Origin of the sequence: Parafrankia elaeagni, assembly GCF_000374165.1 — a bacterium.
Classification (GTDB): domain Bacteria; phylum Actinomycetota; class Actinomycetes; order Frankiales; family Frankiaceae; genus Parafrankia; species Parafrankia elaeagni.
This window is the reverse complement of sequence record NZ_KB893720.1, coordinates 100,497-115,466: the sequence shown is the minus strand read 5'-3', so window position 1 is coordinate 115,466 and position 14,970 is coordinate 100,497. Positions and strand designations below refer to the sequence as shown.

16 protein-coding genes and 1 pseudogene are annotated in these 14,970 nt (G+C 70.5%); 7 read left to right on the top strand and 10 right to left on the bottom strand.

Going from position 1 to position 14,970, the window contains the following annotated elements; all coding sequences use genetic code 11:
- The 4 genes from B207_RS0113765 to B207_RS0113750 all read left to right on the top strand — a co-directional run.
- A partial coding sequence (locus tag B207_RS0113765; RefSeq protein ID WP_018637131.1) for an acyl-CoA dehydrogenase family protein occupies positions 1-440 on the top strand: 440 nt, incomplete at its 5' end.
- Positions 441-502: 62 nt separating this feature from the next.
- Positions 503-1,150 carry a class I SAM-dependent DNA methyltransferase gene (locus B207_RS0113760; protein WP_018637130.1) on the top strand — a complete coding sequence of 216 codons (648 nt, stop codon included), beginning with the start codon at positions 503-505 and terminating at the stop codon, positions 1,148-1,150.
- Positions 1,151-1,281: 131 nt separating this feature from the next.
- Positions 1,282-2,199: an alpha/beta hydrolase family protein gene (locus tag B207_RS0113755; RefSeq protein WP_018637129.1), complete on the top strand. Its 918-nt coding sequence runs from the start codon at positions 1,282-1,284 to the stop codon at positions 2,197-2,199.
- 124 nt (positions 2,200-2,323) lie between these two features.
- Positions 2,324-2,647: a QacE family quaternary ammonium compound efflux SMR transporter gene (locus B207_RS0113750; protein WP_026311034.1), complete on the top strand. Its 324-nt coding sequence runs from the start codon at positions 2,324-2,326 to the stop codon at positions 2,645-2,647.
- Positions 2,648-3,087: 440 nt separating this feature from the next.
- Here the strand turns inward: B207_RS0113750 and B207_RS40640 are convergent, their stop codons facing one another.
- Positions 3,088-3,546, bottom strand: a complete 459-nt coding sequence (locus B207_RS40640; protein ID WP_018637127.1) for a hypothetical protein — start codon at positions 3,544-3,546, stop codon at positions 3,088-3,090.
- A gap of 453 nt (positions 3,547-3,999) precedes the next feature.
- Here B207_RS40640 and B207_RS38290 point away from each other — a divergent pair.
- Positions 4,000-4,218 (top strand): annotated as a pseudogene (locus B207_RS38290) (acyl-CoA dehydrogenase family protein); the annotation flags it as partial.
- A gap of 196 nt (positions 4,219-4,414) precedes the next feature.
- Here the strand turns inward: B207_RS38290 and B207_RS0113740 are convergent.
- Entirely contained in the window at positions 4,415-5,188 is a 774-nt protein-coding gene (locus B207_RS0113740; protein ID WP_018637126.1) for an enoyl-CoA hydratase/isomerase family protein, read from the bottom strand.
- Positions 5,189-5,985: 797 nt separating this feature from the next.
- Between B207_RS0113740 and B207_RS0113735 the strand changes: the two genes are divergently transcribed.
- Complete coding sequence (locus tag B207_RS0113735; protein ID WP_154675332.1) at positions 5,986-6,126, top strand: hypothetical protein; 141 nt, start codon at positions 5,986-5,988, stop codon at positions 6,124-6,126.
- A gap of 8 nt (positions 6,127-6,134) precedes the next feature.
- Here the strand turns inward: B207_RS0113735 and B207_RS0113730 are convergent, their stop codons facing one another.
- The 3 genes from B207_RS0113730 to B207_RS0113720 all read right to left on the bottom strand — a co-directional run bounded on the left by B207_RS0113730 (position 6,135) and on the right by B207_RS0113720 (position 8,029).
- Positions 6,135-6,446 carry a hypothetical protein gene (locus B207_RS0113730; protein ID WP_018637124.1) on the bottom strand — a complete coding sequence of 104 codons (312 nt, stop codon included), beginning with the start codon at positions 6,444-6,446 and terminating at the stop codon, positions 6,135-6,137.
- A gap of 159 nt (positions 6,447-6,605) precedes the next feature.
- The gene (locus B207_RS0113725; RefSeq protein ID WP_018637123.1) at positions 6,606-7,475 is read right to left on the bottom strand and encodes a helix-turn-helix domain-containing protein; all 870 of its coding nucleotides are present in this window, start codon (positions 7,473-7,475) and stop codon (positions 6,606-6,608) included.
- Between the two features lie 350 nt (positions 7,476-7,825).
- Positions 7,826-8,029 carry a DUF397 domain-containing protein gene (locus tag B207_RS0113720; protein WP_018637122.1) on the bottom strand — a complete coding sequence of 68 codons (204 nt, stop codon included), beginning with the start codon at positions 8,027-8,029 and terminating at the stop codon, positions 7,826-7,828.
- Positions 8,030-8,558: 529 nt separating this feature from the next.
- Between B207_RS0113720 and B207_RS42310 the strand changes: the two genes are divergently transcribed.
- A complete protein-coding gene (locus tag B207_RS42310; RefSeq protein ID WP_018637121.1) occupies positions 8,559-10,370 on the top strand; it encodes a toll/interleukin-1 receptor domain-containing protein in 1,812 nt (603 codons plus the stop codon).
- Between the two features lie 29 nt (positions 10,371-10,399).
- On the opposite strand, the gene B207_RS0113710 is transcribed toward B207_RS42310, so the two are convergent.
- From B207_RS0113710 to B207_RS0113690, 5 genes are all read right to left on the bottom strand, one after another.
- Positions 10,400-11,446 (bottom strand): phosphotransferase family protein, encoded by a 1,047-nt coding sequence (locus B207_RS0113710; RefSeq protein WP_018637120.1) that lies wholly within the window; start codon positions 11,444-11,446, stop codon positions 10,400-10,402.
- Between the two features lie 122 nt (positions 11,447-11,568).
- Positions 11,569-12,321 carry an SDR family NAD(P)-dependent oxidoreductase gene (locus tag B207_RS0113705; RefSeq protein WP_018637119.1) on the bottom strand — a complete coding sequence of 251 codons (753 nt, stop codon included), beginning with the start codon at positions 12,319-12,321 and terminating at the stop codon, positions 11,569-11,571.
- A 106-nt stretch (positions 12,322-12,427) separates the two neighbouring features.
- Positions 12,428-13,261 (bottom strand): TauD/TfdA dioxygenase family protein, encoded by an 834-nt coding sequence (locus tag B207_RS0113700; RefSeq protein ID WP_018637118.1) that lies wholly within the window; start codon positions 13,259-13,261, stop codon positions 12,428-12,430.
- A gap of 15 nt (positions 13,262-13,276) precedes the next feature.
- Positions 13,277-13,621 carry a hypothetical protein gene (locus B207_RS0113695; protein ID WP_018637117.1) on the bottom strand — a complete coding sequence of 115 codons (345 nt, stop codon included), beginning with the start codon at positions 13,619-13,621 and terminating at the stop codon, positions 13,277-13,279.
- Positions 13,622-13,635: 14 nt separating this feature from the next.
- Entirely contained in the window at positions 13,636-14,931 is a 1,296-nt protein-coding gene (locus tag B207_RS0113690; protein ID WP_018637116.1) for an aromatic ring-hydroxylating oxygenase subunit alpha, read from the bottom strand.
- Between the last annotated feature and the right edge of the window lie 39 nt (positions 14,932-14,970).

The window sequence follows — 14,970 nt, the reverse complement described above, 5'->3', positions numbered from 1 at the left end:
CCGCCGGCCACCGCGCCCTCGGCTGGTGGCTGCTGGGCACCGGNCGCACCATGCTCACCCTCGCCCGCGAACACGCCCTCACCCGCACCCAGTTCGGCCGCCCCATCGCCACCTTCCAGGCCGTCCGCCACCGCCTCGCCGAAACCCTCGTCGCCCTCGACGGCGCCGAAGCCACCCTGCACGCCGCCACCACCACCCCCGAGGACCCCCTCNCCGCCCTNCTCGCCAAAGCAGCCGCCGGCAAAGCCGCCCTCGACACCGCCCGCCACTGCCAACAGGTCCTCGCCGGCATCGGCTTCACCGCCGAACACGACTTCCACCACCACCTCCGCCGCGCCCTCACCCTCGACGGACTCCTCGGCAGCACCCGCGACCTCACCCGCCAGGCCGGCACCCACATCCGCACCCACCACCACGCCCCCCGCCTCATCAACCTCTGAGGTATAGCTGAGGGATGGACTCGGACAGGACGAGCTCAGCCGGACCGAGTCGATGGTCGTCGGTGGCGGGTCGTGCGTCGGGGCAGCGCTATGCGGCCCGGTTCGACCAGCTCGCGGCCCAGGGAACCGACGTCCACGGCGAGGCGACCCTGTGTGCCTCCCTGGTGCCGCCCGGTTCCCGGGTTCTCGACGCCGGATGCGGCACGGGTCGGGTGGCTGTCCGGCTGGCCGAGTCGGGCTACCACTGCGTCGGCGTGGACAACGACCGGTCGATGCTCGATGCCGCCAGGGCTCGCTCGACGGCGGTCACCTGGGTCCACGCGGACCTTGCGGCCCTCGACCACGCGGCCGGGCAGGACGGGGCTCGTGCCCGCCGCGCGCCCGCCGCCGCCGACGGGCCCTTCGACCTGATCGTCGCGGCCGGGAACGTGATCCCGCTGGTCGCGCCCGGGACGGAGGCCGCGGTGGTGCGTGGGCTGGCGCAGCGGTTGGCTCCGGGTGGCCTTCTCGTCGCCGGCTTCGGTCTCGACGCGGCACACCTGCCACTCCCGGAAGCCCCGTTCGGCCTGGTGGACTACGACGCCTGGTGCCACGCCGCCGGTCTGGCGCTCCAGCGGCGGCTCGCGACCTGGGACGGCGCCGCCTTCGACGAGGCCGCGGGCCTCGCCGGCACCGCCGGCTACGCCGTCAGCATCCACGCACTCCACTGATCGCGCCCGGCCGGCCGCAGCGGAACACCGCGGACCGCAGCTGGCCGTCGCCGATCTGCCGTGGGCAGACATCCTCTGCTCTCGGCAGGAGAACGGCACGCCGCACGTGATCCGTCCTAGGTTCGCATGCCATGAGCACACCGTTGACCGAGCCCGTCGTCGGCTGGGCGGCCGGCGTCCCCTTCACCGCGCTGCCGCCGTCGGTGAACGGCCAGGACCAGGACCAGGACCCGAACCAGGGCCGCGGGCCGGCGCCGCTGATCGTCGCCTGGCACCTGATGGACGCCCCGCGCTCGGACGCGGCGTTCGCCGCCGCGCTTCCGCTGGCCGGGGTCCACGCCTGGCGGGTCTACCTCGGGATGCCGCTGGTGGGGCGGCGTCCGGTGGAGGGGGCGTACGAGGCCGCGCAGGCGGATCCGATGCTGCGGTACGTCGGCCCCGTGGTCCGGCAGGCGACCGAGGAGTTCCCCGCCGCGCTCGAGGTGCTCCGGGAACGGTTCCCCTGCGGCGACGGGCCGATCGGGATCGTCGGCGGCTCGCTCGGCGGGACCGTCGCGCTGAACGTGCTGGCCCGCGTGCGGGTGAACATCGCGGCCGTCGCGCTGGTGAACCCGGCCATCCGGGCCCGCACGGCGGTCGAGGTCTTCAGTGCGGCGCACGGCACCTCCTACCCGTGGGGCGAGCAGGCGCGGTCGGGCGCCGACGAGCTGGACTTCGTGGCGCACGCCGCCCTGATCCGCGCCCGGGATCCCGCGCCGGCGCTGCTGGTGGTCAGCGGTGAACACGACTATCCGCTCAGCCGGGTCGACGCGACCGAGCTCGTGGCCGCCCTGGGCGGCGCAGGCCCCGCAAGTGGCGGGAACGGCAGGAACGGCGCAGGCTCCGCGAACGGCAGGAACCGCGGGCCGGAGCGGATCCGCCTGGAGACCATCCCCGGCCTGGACCACCCGCTCGCCGAGCAGCCCGGTGTGGAACCAGCGCCGCAGACACCTCTCGCCCGGGTCGTCGACGAGACGGTCACCGCCTGGTTCCGCACCCACCTGCGCTGAGATCGCCGGGCGGCGACGCGCGGACACTCCGGCGGCGAGGGCCCTGGCGAGGCCGGGCCGCGCCATACCCGAACCTGGAGCGACACGGCTGGTCCGGCCGATGACGCGGGGGATGGTGGTGCGGGTGCGGTATCTGCTGCTGATGGTCGCGATCGGGTCGGAGGTGGTGGCGACCAGTCTGCTGAAGAGCACCGCGGGCTTCTCCCGCCTGTGGCCGACCGTCGCCTGCCTCGCCACCTACGGAGTGGCGTTCCTGGCGCTCTCCCTGGCCATCGAACGCGGGCTGCAGGTCGGCATCGGGTACGCGATCTGGTCGGGGCTGGGGACCACGCTGATCGTCCTGATCGGCGCCCTGTTCCTGCACGAGCCGCTCACCGCGGCGAAGCTCCTCGGCGTGGCCCTGATCATCGCAGGGGTCATCCTGGTCAACCTCGCCGGCGCCCACTGAAGATATCCGGGTATCCGGGCACCGGCCCACATCAGTCGCTCCGCCGAGGCACAGCCGTCACAGGAAGCACGATTGTTCCGGTTTCCGGTGCCGCCTTTGTGGCTGAGCAAGGTCGCCGACACCGACGGAACCGGAGTCGGTATCGCCTACGGACGGAACCAGCACCCGCCGCAGGTGTCAGTGGTCTGGCTCTGCCGGGGCGGCACCGCTCCGAAAGGACCGTGTGGATTCGGAAAACCCAGTCGGCGCCTTGTTTTCACCAGGCCTGCGTCAGGAATACCCGGCGGCATCGCGGCGACGGCCCCGCGGGCGAGGGTGCGGGCAGCACCCGCCGGCGGACGGCCGCCCCGCCAGGTCCGGCACCGCCATCCGCCCTCCGTCCACCTGTGGGACTGTGCGCCTCAGCCTGGCCGTGTGTGGGTGGTGGGTGCGGCTGAGACTCACGTTCCCTTCGTGGCTGGCGAGCCCGAAGCCGCGAGCGCCCCAGCTTCGTCGCTGGGCCCCTCGCCTGCGACAGCGGTCTCGCCCGCAACGGCGGTCTCCCGCTGGCGACGTTCCTTGGCCGAAACCGATGGCGCGCGCTTGGCAGCCCGCTTCGGAACCGGCGGAGAAGCCGAGACGGCGTCGTTCCGCTCCACCTCTGTCCAGGCGGTGTCAACCTTCGCCGCCCGGGAGATGGGAGTGGCCTCGCCGTACCCGGCATACTCACCGAGAACGGAGGCCATCTCGTCACAGCACTCGTCACACAGATCCAGCCGCACGAGTCGCCCATCGTAGGCGAGCGCAGCCGTCCTCGTCGCCGCCACCTGATCCTTGTCGTGACGCCCAGCATTGTCGCACCAAACATTAACGAGTGATATAACCTCGCGCACCAAGGCCGCCACCTTCTCCCGCACCATACATTCCCCGTCGTTTCTTGAGATCAAGACTACTGGGATAGTCGGGGCAGCGCAAACGAGGCCTCGACCGTTCGATTGCGCGGTCGCGTCGGTCCGGCCACTCGGAAATGGCGTCGGACGGTACTTCCGGATGGCCGGGCGAGCACCGCGGCCACGCCCACGAATGGTGATGCAGCTTGGCGGAATGGGCGCCCGAGCCACACCCGGCGTCGAGTACCCGCCACCCGGAGATCTCCGGCAGGAGCACGAGGATCGCGGGCCGTTCGGTAGCAGTCGCTCCACACGTTCGACTCGTTTCGAGCCGCGTACTCGGCGGCAGCCTCCTCGTAGGGATTCGGAGGTTGCGAGCCTCGGGGAAGCGGGTGCGGTCGTCGCCGATCCCGGCGAGGACCCGGGCGCCGAGCAGGTCCCCGAGGCCGGTCTGGCCGCCGGACGGTCCCTGTTCGCACCCANCTCGCCAAAGCAGCCGCCGGCAAAGCCGCCCTCGACACCGCCCGCCACTGCCAACAGGTCCTCGCCGGCATCGGCTTCACCGCCGAACACGACTTCCACCACCACCTCCGCCGCGCCCTCACCCTCGACGGACTCCTCGGCAGCACCCGCGACCTCACCCGCCAGGCCGGCACCCACATCCGCACCCACCGCCACGCCCCCCGCCTCATCAACCTCTGAGGTCGCGACGCAGAGCCCACCTCGGCCTCTGCTCGGCGCCAGCCGGCCTGTCTCCAGCGGCACCGCCGGTGCGTCGGTGGCCGGAGAGTTGCCGGTGGCCGGGGGAGTTGCCGGTGGTCTCGACCCGCCGGGCCCGGTAGCGGGACCGGCCCGGTCCCGGGCAGGGACCGGGCCGGTGCGCCGGCGAGCCGTCGGATCAGCTCTTCTGCGCCTTGGCGGTGAGTCGCGCGACAATGGACGCGAAGTCGTCGGTCTGGAACGACTGCTCCTCGGCGTTCGTGGCGTAGTCGAGGGTGGCGAGCACAGCACGTTCCAGATGAATGTTGAGCAGTCGCTTGGTGCTTTCCACGGCCTGCCGCGGAAGTTCGGCGATGCGCTTGGCGCAGGCTATCGCCTCGGAAAGCGGGTCGGCGGCGACATGGTTGGCCAGGCCCATCTCCACGGCGCGCTCCGCGGAGATCCGCGCACTGGTGAGCGCGTACTCCTTGGCCCAGTGCAGGCTGGTGTGCAGCGGCCAGGTGAGCGGGCCGCCGTCCGCCGCCACCAGACCGACCTGGATGTGCGGGTCGGAGAGGAACGCCTTCTCGCCGATGTACACGATGTCGCTGAGGGCGACCAGACTGCACCCGAGCCCGACAGCGGGGCCGTTCACCGCCGCGACCACCGGCACCCGGCAACGCACCATGTTGAGGACGATCTCCCGGCCGTGCGCGATCGACTGCGCCCGCAGCTCCGGGTCGTTGAGCAGCACGTTCAGGTACTCGAAGTCGCCGCCCGCGGAGAACGCCCTGCCGTTGCCGGTCAGCACCACGGCGCGCACCTCGCGGTCGTCGTTGAGCCGCGGCCAGAGCTTCGCCAGCCCGTTGTGCAGATCATGGTTGACGGCGTTCAGGTCGTCGGGTCGGTTCAGCGCGATGATCCGCAGCGGACCTTCGGCGCGGACCTCGATCTCCTCCGGCATGTCGTACACGTCATACGTCCAATCCGATGATCCGGGTAGCGATGTCGTCGGCGGGCCGGCCCCGGTGCATGGCCCCCGGCGATCCGGGACCGCATCTTCTCGTCCTCAACCTCCGTAAACTACATTCTCGCGGATGGTGAATCAAGTTCTGGTGATGGACAATACTTCCGGACAGTCAATTCGATACTTGACCCAGTGGTTCGTGTGTGCATCCGGGTCGTGCCCTCGGTCGATTCCCTGCGTGAACTGTCCGGACGAAAGCTGTGCCCGCACAATGCGTATTCCTGTCACCCCGTGCCAGGCAGGTCGGTTTCGGGTGCCTGTGCGGGGCTGGGGCGGCCCGACGGGATCCGAGAGGCATCTGCGAGGCGGGCGGCCCGTCGCGGTGCGCGACCGGACCGAGCGGCAGGCCCTGGAGCGAGAACGAGAACGCGAGCGGTCGGGCGGGGAGCAAGGGTGGACCGCCGCGGGCCCCGGAGTCGCTCCCGCGCGCCACGGGCCTCGACGGCGGGCCCCGTGGAGAAGCCCGTCCGGGCGTCGGCCAAGCACACCTCGTCGGTGCGTCAACAGAGCGTTACGCCGGGAGAAGCGTCCAGGGCGAGCCTGTAATGCGGTCACGCGGTAGCATGCACGGAGATCCGGTGAGTCAGAATGGGCGCGCGGAGCGAGGTGACGGTGTGGAGTCCGGCGGATCGCCTGGAACTTCTACGGCCTTCCGTCGTTTTTCGTCCAGACTATTGCGTGAGCGGGCCCTGTTTGCGTACAGCACCGTCGCGGGGCTCGCCTCCTTCGGAGTGGGCTCCCTCGTGAACTCACTCTCCGGAGGAATTCTCCCGAGCACTCTCAGCGTTTCGCTCGCGGTGCTGGCCGCGGCGGTGTGCATGATGGTGGCCGCCGCGTTCGCGGAGACGGCCCTGCACCGTCTCGGCTGCCGGCGGGGGCTGTGAGCCGGCGTTCATCGCCGCCGCGGCCCCGTCTTGCCGATCCGCCTCCTGAGGAGGCGGATCGCCTGGGCCAGCACGTAGACGCCGATCATGCAGGCGACCGCCTTCCACCACTGTTGCGGGTCGACGGCGAGCCGGGCGATGCCGTACACGGCGGCGACGACCGAGGCTAACGGGACGCTGAGCAGGAGGACCACCCGCAGCGTGCGACCCCAGTCGGCGATGATGTCACTGATCAGACCGATGATCTGTTCGAAATGTCCGGGCGGGCGTTCCGGTCTGGGCTCCGGGCCGCCGGCTTCGCCCAGCTCATCGGTGGACATGACGCACCCGGCCCGCCAGGATTGACGGGAAGCAAAAAGCGGGCGCTGGGAGGACGGTGAGGGTCTCCGGCGAGCGGACCCGCCTACCGTCCATCAAACCTCTATCCCGTCATGCGGACGATGCGAACGAAGCCGACGAAGCCGGACGGCCCCCGGCGCTCACCGATCCCCCCCTGACATCTCGCCGATCATCTGATCGAGTGCCCCGATGAACTCCGTGCCGCCGACCGCGATGTCCTGCAGTTCGATGAACGTCTCCTTGTAGGGCGCCGTGAACTCCGGGTCATCACGCTGGAAAACATCCCCGCGCGCGTTCTCCAGGTAGAGGACGTCGTCGTCGTCCGCGTCCTGGAACTCGAGAACGGTGAACGGGCCGCGCATGCACTGGTGGGCGCCGATCCGAAACGGCAGGTACCTGATGTCGGCGGCACCGGACTCGGCGAGCGAGCGCAGGTGCGCGAGCTGCCGCCGCATCACGCCCGCGCCGCCGACCCAGCGCCGCAGGGCGGCCTCGTCGAGCACGAACGTCATCTCGGGTCTGGGGTCCCGCTCGAACAGCTCCTGGCGCTCCTCGCGGACCTCCCAGCGCTGGTCCACCCCGGAGGGCTCCGTCTGGTAGGCCTGCAGAAGGATCGCGCGCGCGTACTCCTCGATCTGGAGCAGCCCGGGAACCAGGAGCGGCTCCGCCTGCCGGATCGCCGCGGCCGAGGACTCGTAGTCGAGGTAGAGAAGGAACTCGCGGCTCAGGACCGAGCGGTAGCTGCTCCAGCCCGGCCTGCGGCTGGACCGCGCCATCTCGACCAGTTGCTCGGTCCGCTCCTTGTCGGCGACCCCGTAGAGCGTGAGCAGCGCCCGCAGATCCACCGGGGTGATGCCGACAGCGCCGCTCTCGATACGGATCACCTTCGACGGCGACCAGTCCAGTGACTGGGCCGCGTCGCGCTGGGTGAGACCGGCGGACTGTCGGGCGCGGCGGAGCTCCGTGCGCAGGCGTCTGCGCTGGATCGCTGGTTCCACTGCGCCCGCCATATGACCGCTCCTCCATCCGATCAGTTCCATGGTCGTACGCCACTGTGCCACATGGCAAGATGCGGGGCACCGCAATGCGCGCCACGAGAAGCCTGCCATCGCGATGCGATCGGTCGAAACGGGCCGCTACGGACGGCATCGGGCAGCGCGCGCCTGCCAGGTTGTCGGGCCACGGACAGCGAGCCCGCCGTCTGCCCTTCGCGGTCGGCCCGGTGCGTTGCGGACGATGCGGGATGCTTGTGGCCGTCGGCCCTGAGGCGGGCTCGGCCCTGAGTCGGGCTCACGGTGCCGAATGGCCGGTGGCCTGTATGGACCCGCAGCGGGGCCGTACAGGCGGGCCGCTCGGGAGGTCACTCGAGGTCGAACTCGCCGCCCCGGACTCCCTCCAGGAACGCCACCCACTCCTGGGCGGTAAAGCGCAGGACGGCGCCGTCGCGGTTCTTCGAGTCCCGGACCAGGACGAGGCCCGAGCCGTGTGCCACCTCCACACAACCGTTCTCACCGCTTGCCGAGCTCTTGTACCAGGCCGGCTCCGGCGCGTCGTCCAGTGTCATCTCGACCTCCTGTCGCAGGCATGTCTCGACGTCTCCCAGGCCCGGCGCGCGATAACACGCAGGTACGGGGAACACGGGGAGGAATTCGCCGACGGGCAGGTCAAGAGTACCCATCGCCCCGTTTGCGGGCCACGGAAAGGAAGGAAATTAATCTCCTCGTTGAGTCATTAAATGATGTGTGTCGCCATGTTCTCTGGCTTTCGGGTGTCGCCGGAATGCATTCCAGCGAACGGTTCCCTGGCCGTCTGCGCGGTGCGCCGGGCCATGTCGCAGGTCGTACGGTGCGGTGCGGTGCGGCTGATCGTGGCAGGCGCCCGAACGGCAGGCCGTGCCTGGCCGGCCGGCGTATCGGCAACTGGGAGGGCGGGAAGGCAGGCGGGGCGGCGGACCGGGCGGATGGCGTCGGAACGGCGCAGGCGGCGTCGGAACGGCGCAGGAGGCGCCGAGAGGCCGGTGGGCGGGCCAGGCTTCCGCCCGGACACCGCCGTTGGTCGCGATGCCAGGGTCCGTGCGGTGCCACGATCGGAGCATGACCGGTGCGGACCGGGCGCCCGCCGCGCGTGTGCGCACCGGAGCGGACTTCTTCCTCTCCCATGCCACGAGCGACGGCGCGTGGGCCGAGTGGATCGCCTGGACTCTGGAGACGGACGGATACCGGGTCCTGATCCAGGCGTGGGACAGCGTCGCCGGTACCCATCAACCGCAACTGGTGCAGGAATTCATGCGCCGGGCCGACCGGGTGATCGCGCTGCTTTCGCCGGACTATCTCGCCTCCCCCACGAGCAGCTGGGAATGGTCGGCCGCGGCGTACGAGGATCCAGCGGGCATGGTTCGCCGGCTCGTCCCCGTCCGCATCGCGACCTGTTCCGCGACGGGCCTGCTGAGGACGATCACGGCCGTCGACCTGGTCGGCCTGGGCGAGCAGGAAGCCAGGGATCGCCTGCTGGCGGCGCTGGCCGCCCTGCGCGTGGGGCGCGCCAAACCGGCGGAGGCGCCGAGTTTCCCGTCGGCCGTTCGGTACCCGGCCCCACCCCCGGGAAGTCCGGAGGAGCTCGCGAACCTCGACATCGGCGGACCGGAGCAGCCCGGGACGCGGATGCCGGCAGGCACCGTCGACCGGGCTCGCCGGGAGCACGGTGTCCACGGGAAACACCGGGAGGGCCGGGAGGGTTGGGAGGGTCGGGCGGGCCGGGATGGTCGGGCGGGCCGGGTCCGCCTGGAGGAGGCGGGCGTGCTTGTGCACGGGAACCTGCTCAGCCGGGCCTCCCGCTCGGTCTGGGTGGCTGCGCTGGCCTTCGCGCCGGGCGGCGAGATTCTCGCGACCGGCGCCGACGACGGCTCCACACGCCTGTGGGACGTCGCTGATCTGTCCCGGACCAGGGACATCCTGCGACTGAACGACCATCGGGGATGGGTGCGGGCGGTGGCGTGCGCGCCTCGCGGCAGCCTGCTGATGACGGCGGGCGAGGACGGCGTCGTGGTCGCCCGCGACATCCGACACCCCACGGTCCCAGGCGAGGCCGAGGTGATTGACGAACACGGGGAGCCCGTGTGGGCGATGGCGTTCGATCCCCGCACGGACCTGCTCGCCACGGCTGACGACCGCGGCCGGGTGTGCCTGCGTCCCGTCGCGTGGCACCAGCGGGACGTCCGACCGGCGCCGGGCTCGGCCGCGTCGGCCACGTCGGCCAGGCCTGCCGCGGCTGCCCGGTCCGTTGGCGCCGGTGAGCCCACGCAGCTGCTGATCGGGGACCGGCCGGCAGGCGCACTGGCCTTCTCCCCCCGTCACCCCGTGCTCGCCTGCGGATCAGCGGACGGGACGGTGAGTCTCTGGCCCTCCGAGGGGTCGGCCACCCGCCCGGCGCATCTTCTGACCGACCACGACGACGGTGTGTGGGCTGTGGCCTACTCTCCAGACGGATCGAGGCTGGCCACCGGCAGTGACGACGGGACAGTACGGCTGTGGGATGTGGAGAACCCGGCCGGACCAGTCTGCGTGGCCCGGGCGGACCACGGGGGCCGGCGAGTTCGGACTGTCGCGTTCTCCCCGGACGGGACGCTGCTCGTCGTCGGCGGCGACGGTGACGTGGTGCGGGTCTGGGACCTTCGCCGTGGGGACGTGCCTTCTCTCGCCGTCGCACACCACGGCGTCGGAGGGCGCGTCCTTGCGGCGGCGTTCGCGCCCCGGCCACCGGCTGGCCAGCTGCCGGCCGGCGGAGAGATGAGCCAGCCACACCTGCTCGCCCTCGGCTGTGCCGACGGCCGCGTTCGGCTCTGCCGGATCGCCCTGGAGGACCCCGGCCGGGAGGACGCGGTGAGCCGGTGCGGGTCCCGGTGTTGAGGGTCCCGGTGCGGATCGGTCGAGACCGGTCAGCTGAGACCGGCGAAGCCACGGCCCTGCTGGACGCGGGCCTCGACCTCCACCAGGAACGACGGCAGGTCGTCGGGTGGGTCGCCCATCTTGCCGTCGGCGTAGCGCCGGTACACGCCGGCGAGGATTCCGGCGGCCCGCCAGGCGGTGAACGCGAGCCAGTAGTCGAGCTGCCCGACCGGCTGGCCGGAGCGCTCGGCGTAGCGGGTGGCCAGCTCGTCGGTGGAGGCGAACCCGTCGAGCGCGGAGGGCAGCTGCTCCCCGCCGGTCCGGGCATCCGTCGCCGACCAGGTGCGCAGCAGGTAGGCGACGTCCGCGAGCGGGTCGCCGAGCGTGCACAGCTCCCAGTCCAGGATCGCGTGCAGCTCCCCGTCCGGACCGAGCAGCGCGTTGCCGAGCCGGTAGTCGCCGTGCACGATGCGGGGCGCGGAGTCGGCGGGGCGGTTCGCGACCAGCCAGTCGTGCAGCCTCGTGATGCCGCCGAGGTCACCCAGCCCGCAGGCGTCCCACTGCGCCGACCAGCGGCGGAGCTGGCGGTCGAGGTAGCCCTCGCGGCGGGCCAGGGTGCCCAGGCCGACCGCGTCGATGTCGATCGCGTGCAGGGCGGCGAGCGCGTCGACCAGGGCGTACCCCGCCCGCCGGCGGGCCGCCGGTGACGGGAGGAGCTGGTCGGCGTTGGCCGCGTCGCGCACCACGAGGCCGTCGACATGGCTCATCACGTAGAAGTGGGCGCCGGTCACCTCGGGGTCGTCGCACACTCCGAGCACGCGGGGAAGGGGGACGTCCGTGTCCGCGAGCGCGGCCATGATCCGGGCCTCGCGGGTGACGTCATGGGCGGTGGCCAGCAGTGCGCCGACCGGCGGCCGGCGCAGCACGAACCGGGTGCCGTCGGCGTCGGTCGCGATGTACGTCAGGCAGGAGTGGCCACCGGTGACACGGCCGTAACTCAGCGGTGGGACGGCGCCCGTGACGTGTTCGCCGAACCAGCGGTCCACCTCCTGGACCGCGATGCCGAGCGGAGCCGGTGCCGTTTCGTGGACGTCCATCTGCGACCTGCCTCCCGCGAGCCACCCTGTGCCGGTCACGGCACTGAACCGATGTGGTGCCTGCCACCGGCGGGGCGGCCCCGGGAGACCCGGAACCGCCCCGCCGGTGGCGTGTCGGTGACTCAGGTGTTGCGGCCGCCGTTGACGCCGATCACCTGGCCGGTGATGTACCCGGCCTCCTCGGAGATGAGGAAGGACGCGGCGTTGGCGATGTCCTCGGGCCGGCCGGGGCGCCGCACGGGGGTGAGGTCGGCGTGGTGGTCGACGGTGCCGCCGAGCAGGCCACGCTCCTCGGACGCCCGCAGCATCGGGGTGTCGACGAAGCCCGGCGGGATCGTGTTGACCGTGATCCCCTTGGGCCCGAGCTCCAGTGCGAGCGACTTGGTGAAGCCGACCAGACCCGCCTTGGTCGACACGTAGTGGACCATGTACTGCTGCCCGGACTGGGCGCTGGACGACGAGATGTTGACGATCCGGCCCCAGCCAGCTTCGATCATGTCCGGCACGGCGGCCTGGGTGCAGTAGAACGGCCCGCTGAGGTTCACCGCGACGATCCGGTCCCAGACCGCGTCGGTGATCTTCATGAACTCCTTGAAACCGGTGATCCCGGCGTTGTTCACGAGCACGAGGATGGGGCCGTAGGTGCTCCGCACCTGGTCGAGTCCGGCCTCCACCGCGGCGCGGTCGGACACGTCGACCTTGAACGCGGTGGCCTCGTGCCCCTTCTGCCGGGCCTCCGCGGCGACGCTCTCCGCCGCCTCCTCGTTGAGGTCGAGGACGGCGGTGGCGAACCCGTCCTCGGCGAGACGGAGACTGATCGCGCGCCCGATGCCCGATCCACCTCCGGTGACGACTGCCGTGCGCCGTTCGGTCACTGTCCCGAACCTCCCTGTGGTAGCTGCGTCGCTGGTGATCGGTCGGCGATGTGAGAGCGCGCGAACCGTCAGACGGTTCACACGCTCTCACATCAGGCGAACAGAGTTACGCGACTGCCTCCTCGCCCGCCAGCGATGCGCGGTGCATCAACCTGGTGGACGTCGGGCCGTAGGGGAGAGCCCGGTGCAACATGCCGGTGTTGTCCCAGATCACGAGGTCGCCCTGGTGCCAGCGGTGCCGGAGGACGAACTGCGGCTGGGTCGCCCAGGCCAGGAGCCGGTCGAGCAGCGCCCGGCCCTCGTCGGCGGGCAGGCCGACGACCTCGCCTGCCGTCGACCCCACGAGCAGCGACTTGCGGCCGTTGCCACGGGTCCACACGACCGGCTGCTCGCGGGTCGGGTTGCGATCCCAGGCCGCCCGCTCCTCCGGCGTGGGATCGGGGTTGGCCACCAGCTGGGAGGCGGTGAAGCTGTGCAGGGCACGCACGCCTTCCAGCTGCGCCTTCTCCTCGGCGGGCAGTGCCTCGTAGGCGGCGTAGGTGTTGGCGAACTCGGTGTCGCCCTCGCCGTCGTCCGACACCTGGCGCGCGGTGAGCAGGGTGGCCTTGTCCGGCACCGGGCCGGTGGTCCCGTCGATGTGCCAGTAGAACGTGGCCTCGCGGTACGCCGCCAGCTTGCTCTGCGACGCGTCACGGGTGATCCGCTGGATCTCCTTGTACTTGTGGCTGCCCATCGGGAGCGGCAGGGCGTTGCCGAGCAGCTTGGCGAAGGCCACCAGGCTCTCGTCGTCGATGCCGGCCTCCCGGAAGACGACGACACCGGTCTCCTCCAGCGCCGCGAGGGTGTCGTCAGCGACGCCCTTGTCGACGAGCTGGCTGCCGGTCAGCCCGCTGAACTCCGTGCCGGTGTTCGGAGTGATCTTCTTTGTGGTGGCGCCCATGGCAGTTCGCCTTCTTCAGAGGGCCGGTTCGACGGCGGTGTCGAAGAACGCGGCGCCCGAGTCCGGGATCCGCGGCTGCTTGAAGATGTTCACCGGGTACGACACCATGATCATCGAGTAAAGCAGGTGCAACAGCCGGGTGTCCTGTTCGGACAGGTCGTTCACGTCCTGGGTATCGAGGTAGGCCATCGCGTCCTCGGCGAGCGGCGCGATCGCGTCGTAGAACTCCTGCAGCTCGTCGATGGTCTTCGACAGCCGCTTCTCGTAGCGCTCGACCCGGGTCGCCAGTGCCCAGTCGGCGACCCAGACCTCGAGGGAGCTGAACTGCTCCGGCAGGGATGTCTCCACGGTGGTGGTCATGAACTCGGCTTCCTCTACTTCTCGCTGCCGGACTGGTGCGCCGCGACGGCGTCCTGGACGACCTTGTGGAACTGGCGGATCATCAGTTCCATGTCGGACAGGTGGAAGGTCTGCAGTGCGCGGTTGTTGAGCTGAGACCAGGTGGCCTCCACCGTGTTCGTGTCCTGCATCGCGAACTCGATGGTGCTGTCGACGACAAGCTCCTGCGCGAGACGCTCGGAGGCGGTCTTCGGCTCCGGGAAGTAGATGTCGACCTCGTAGGCGTGGGTGCCCACCGTCTCCGGGATGTACTGGTACGTGATGTAGTACCCGCGGCCCCACAGCTGGATCGACAGATTCGGGAACAGCCAGTACTGGTCGTTGCTCCAGGACTGGACCTGGCCCGGGTTGCGGTCCGGCGTCAGGTGGCCGACGTCCTCACGGATGTCGTCCGGGCCGAACAGGCCGGCGCGGAACAGCCGGTAGACCCAGTTCATGTCCCGCTTCGCGGGGCCGACCGAGCGCGTCTTCTTCTTCAGCAGGGGCGGGCCGGGCACCGAGGTGAGCATGTGCGGGGTGAACAGGTCGTAGTGGTACGAGTCCATCGGCGGGACGAGCTTCTCCGCCTCGGCGACGTTGGTGTTGAGGAACCGGCCGTGGACGTAGGCCGGGTGGTACCACTCCAGCAGCGCGTCGATACCGATCTTCCAGTTGCCCTTGACCTTCGTCCGGAAGGACCAGTGGTTGGTGAACTTCTCGAACGGCCAGCTCTCCAGCTCGGTGGCCAGCTTCTCGCCGAGGAACTGGCGCAGCGGCGGGGCGTCCTGGGAGAAGTTCACGAAGATGAAGCCGGCGAAGACCTCGCAGCGCAGCTGCGGCATGGCGAGCTCGTCGTCGGGGAGCGACTCGAAGAACTCGTCGCGCTTGGTCACGTAGGTGCACTTGCCGTCGAGCCCGTAACGCCAGCCGTGGTACTTGCAGGCGAACTGCCGGGAGGTGCCGGCGGTCTCGTGGGTGGGGTGCTCCTGCCAGACGACCTTGTTGCCGCGGTGCGCGCAGATGTTGTGCAGCGCGTACACCTCGCCGTCGGTGTGCCGGGTGATCACGATGGATCCGAGGCCCACGAACTCGCGGGTGAAGAAGGTGCCGTTGCGGGGCAGCTGCTCCATGCGGCCGACCTTCAGCCAGGTCCGCTTGAAGATTGCCTCCCGCTCAGCCTGGAAGAACTCCTCGGAGATCGAGTCCTCGTAGCTGACCGGACCGGTACCGAGGTTCGGATAGTCCGGCGTGTACTTGCCTCTGCCGGTCGCAAGTCGTTCCTGGATGGCCATCGGCCCCAACCCCTTTCACAGAATGTGGTTCGTTCACAC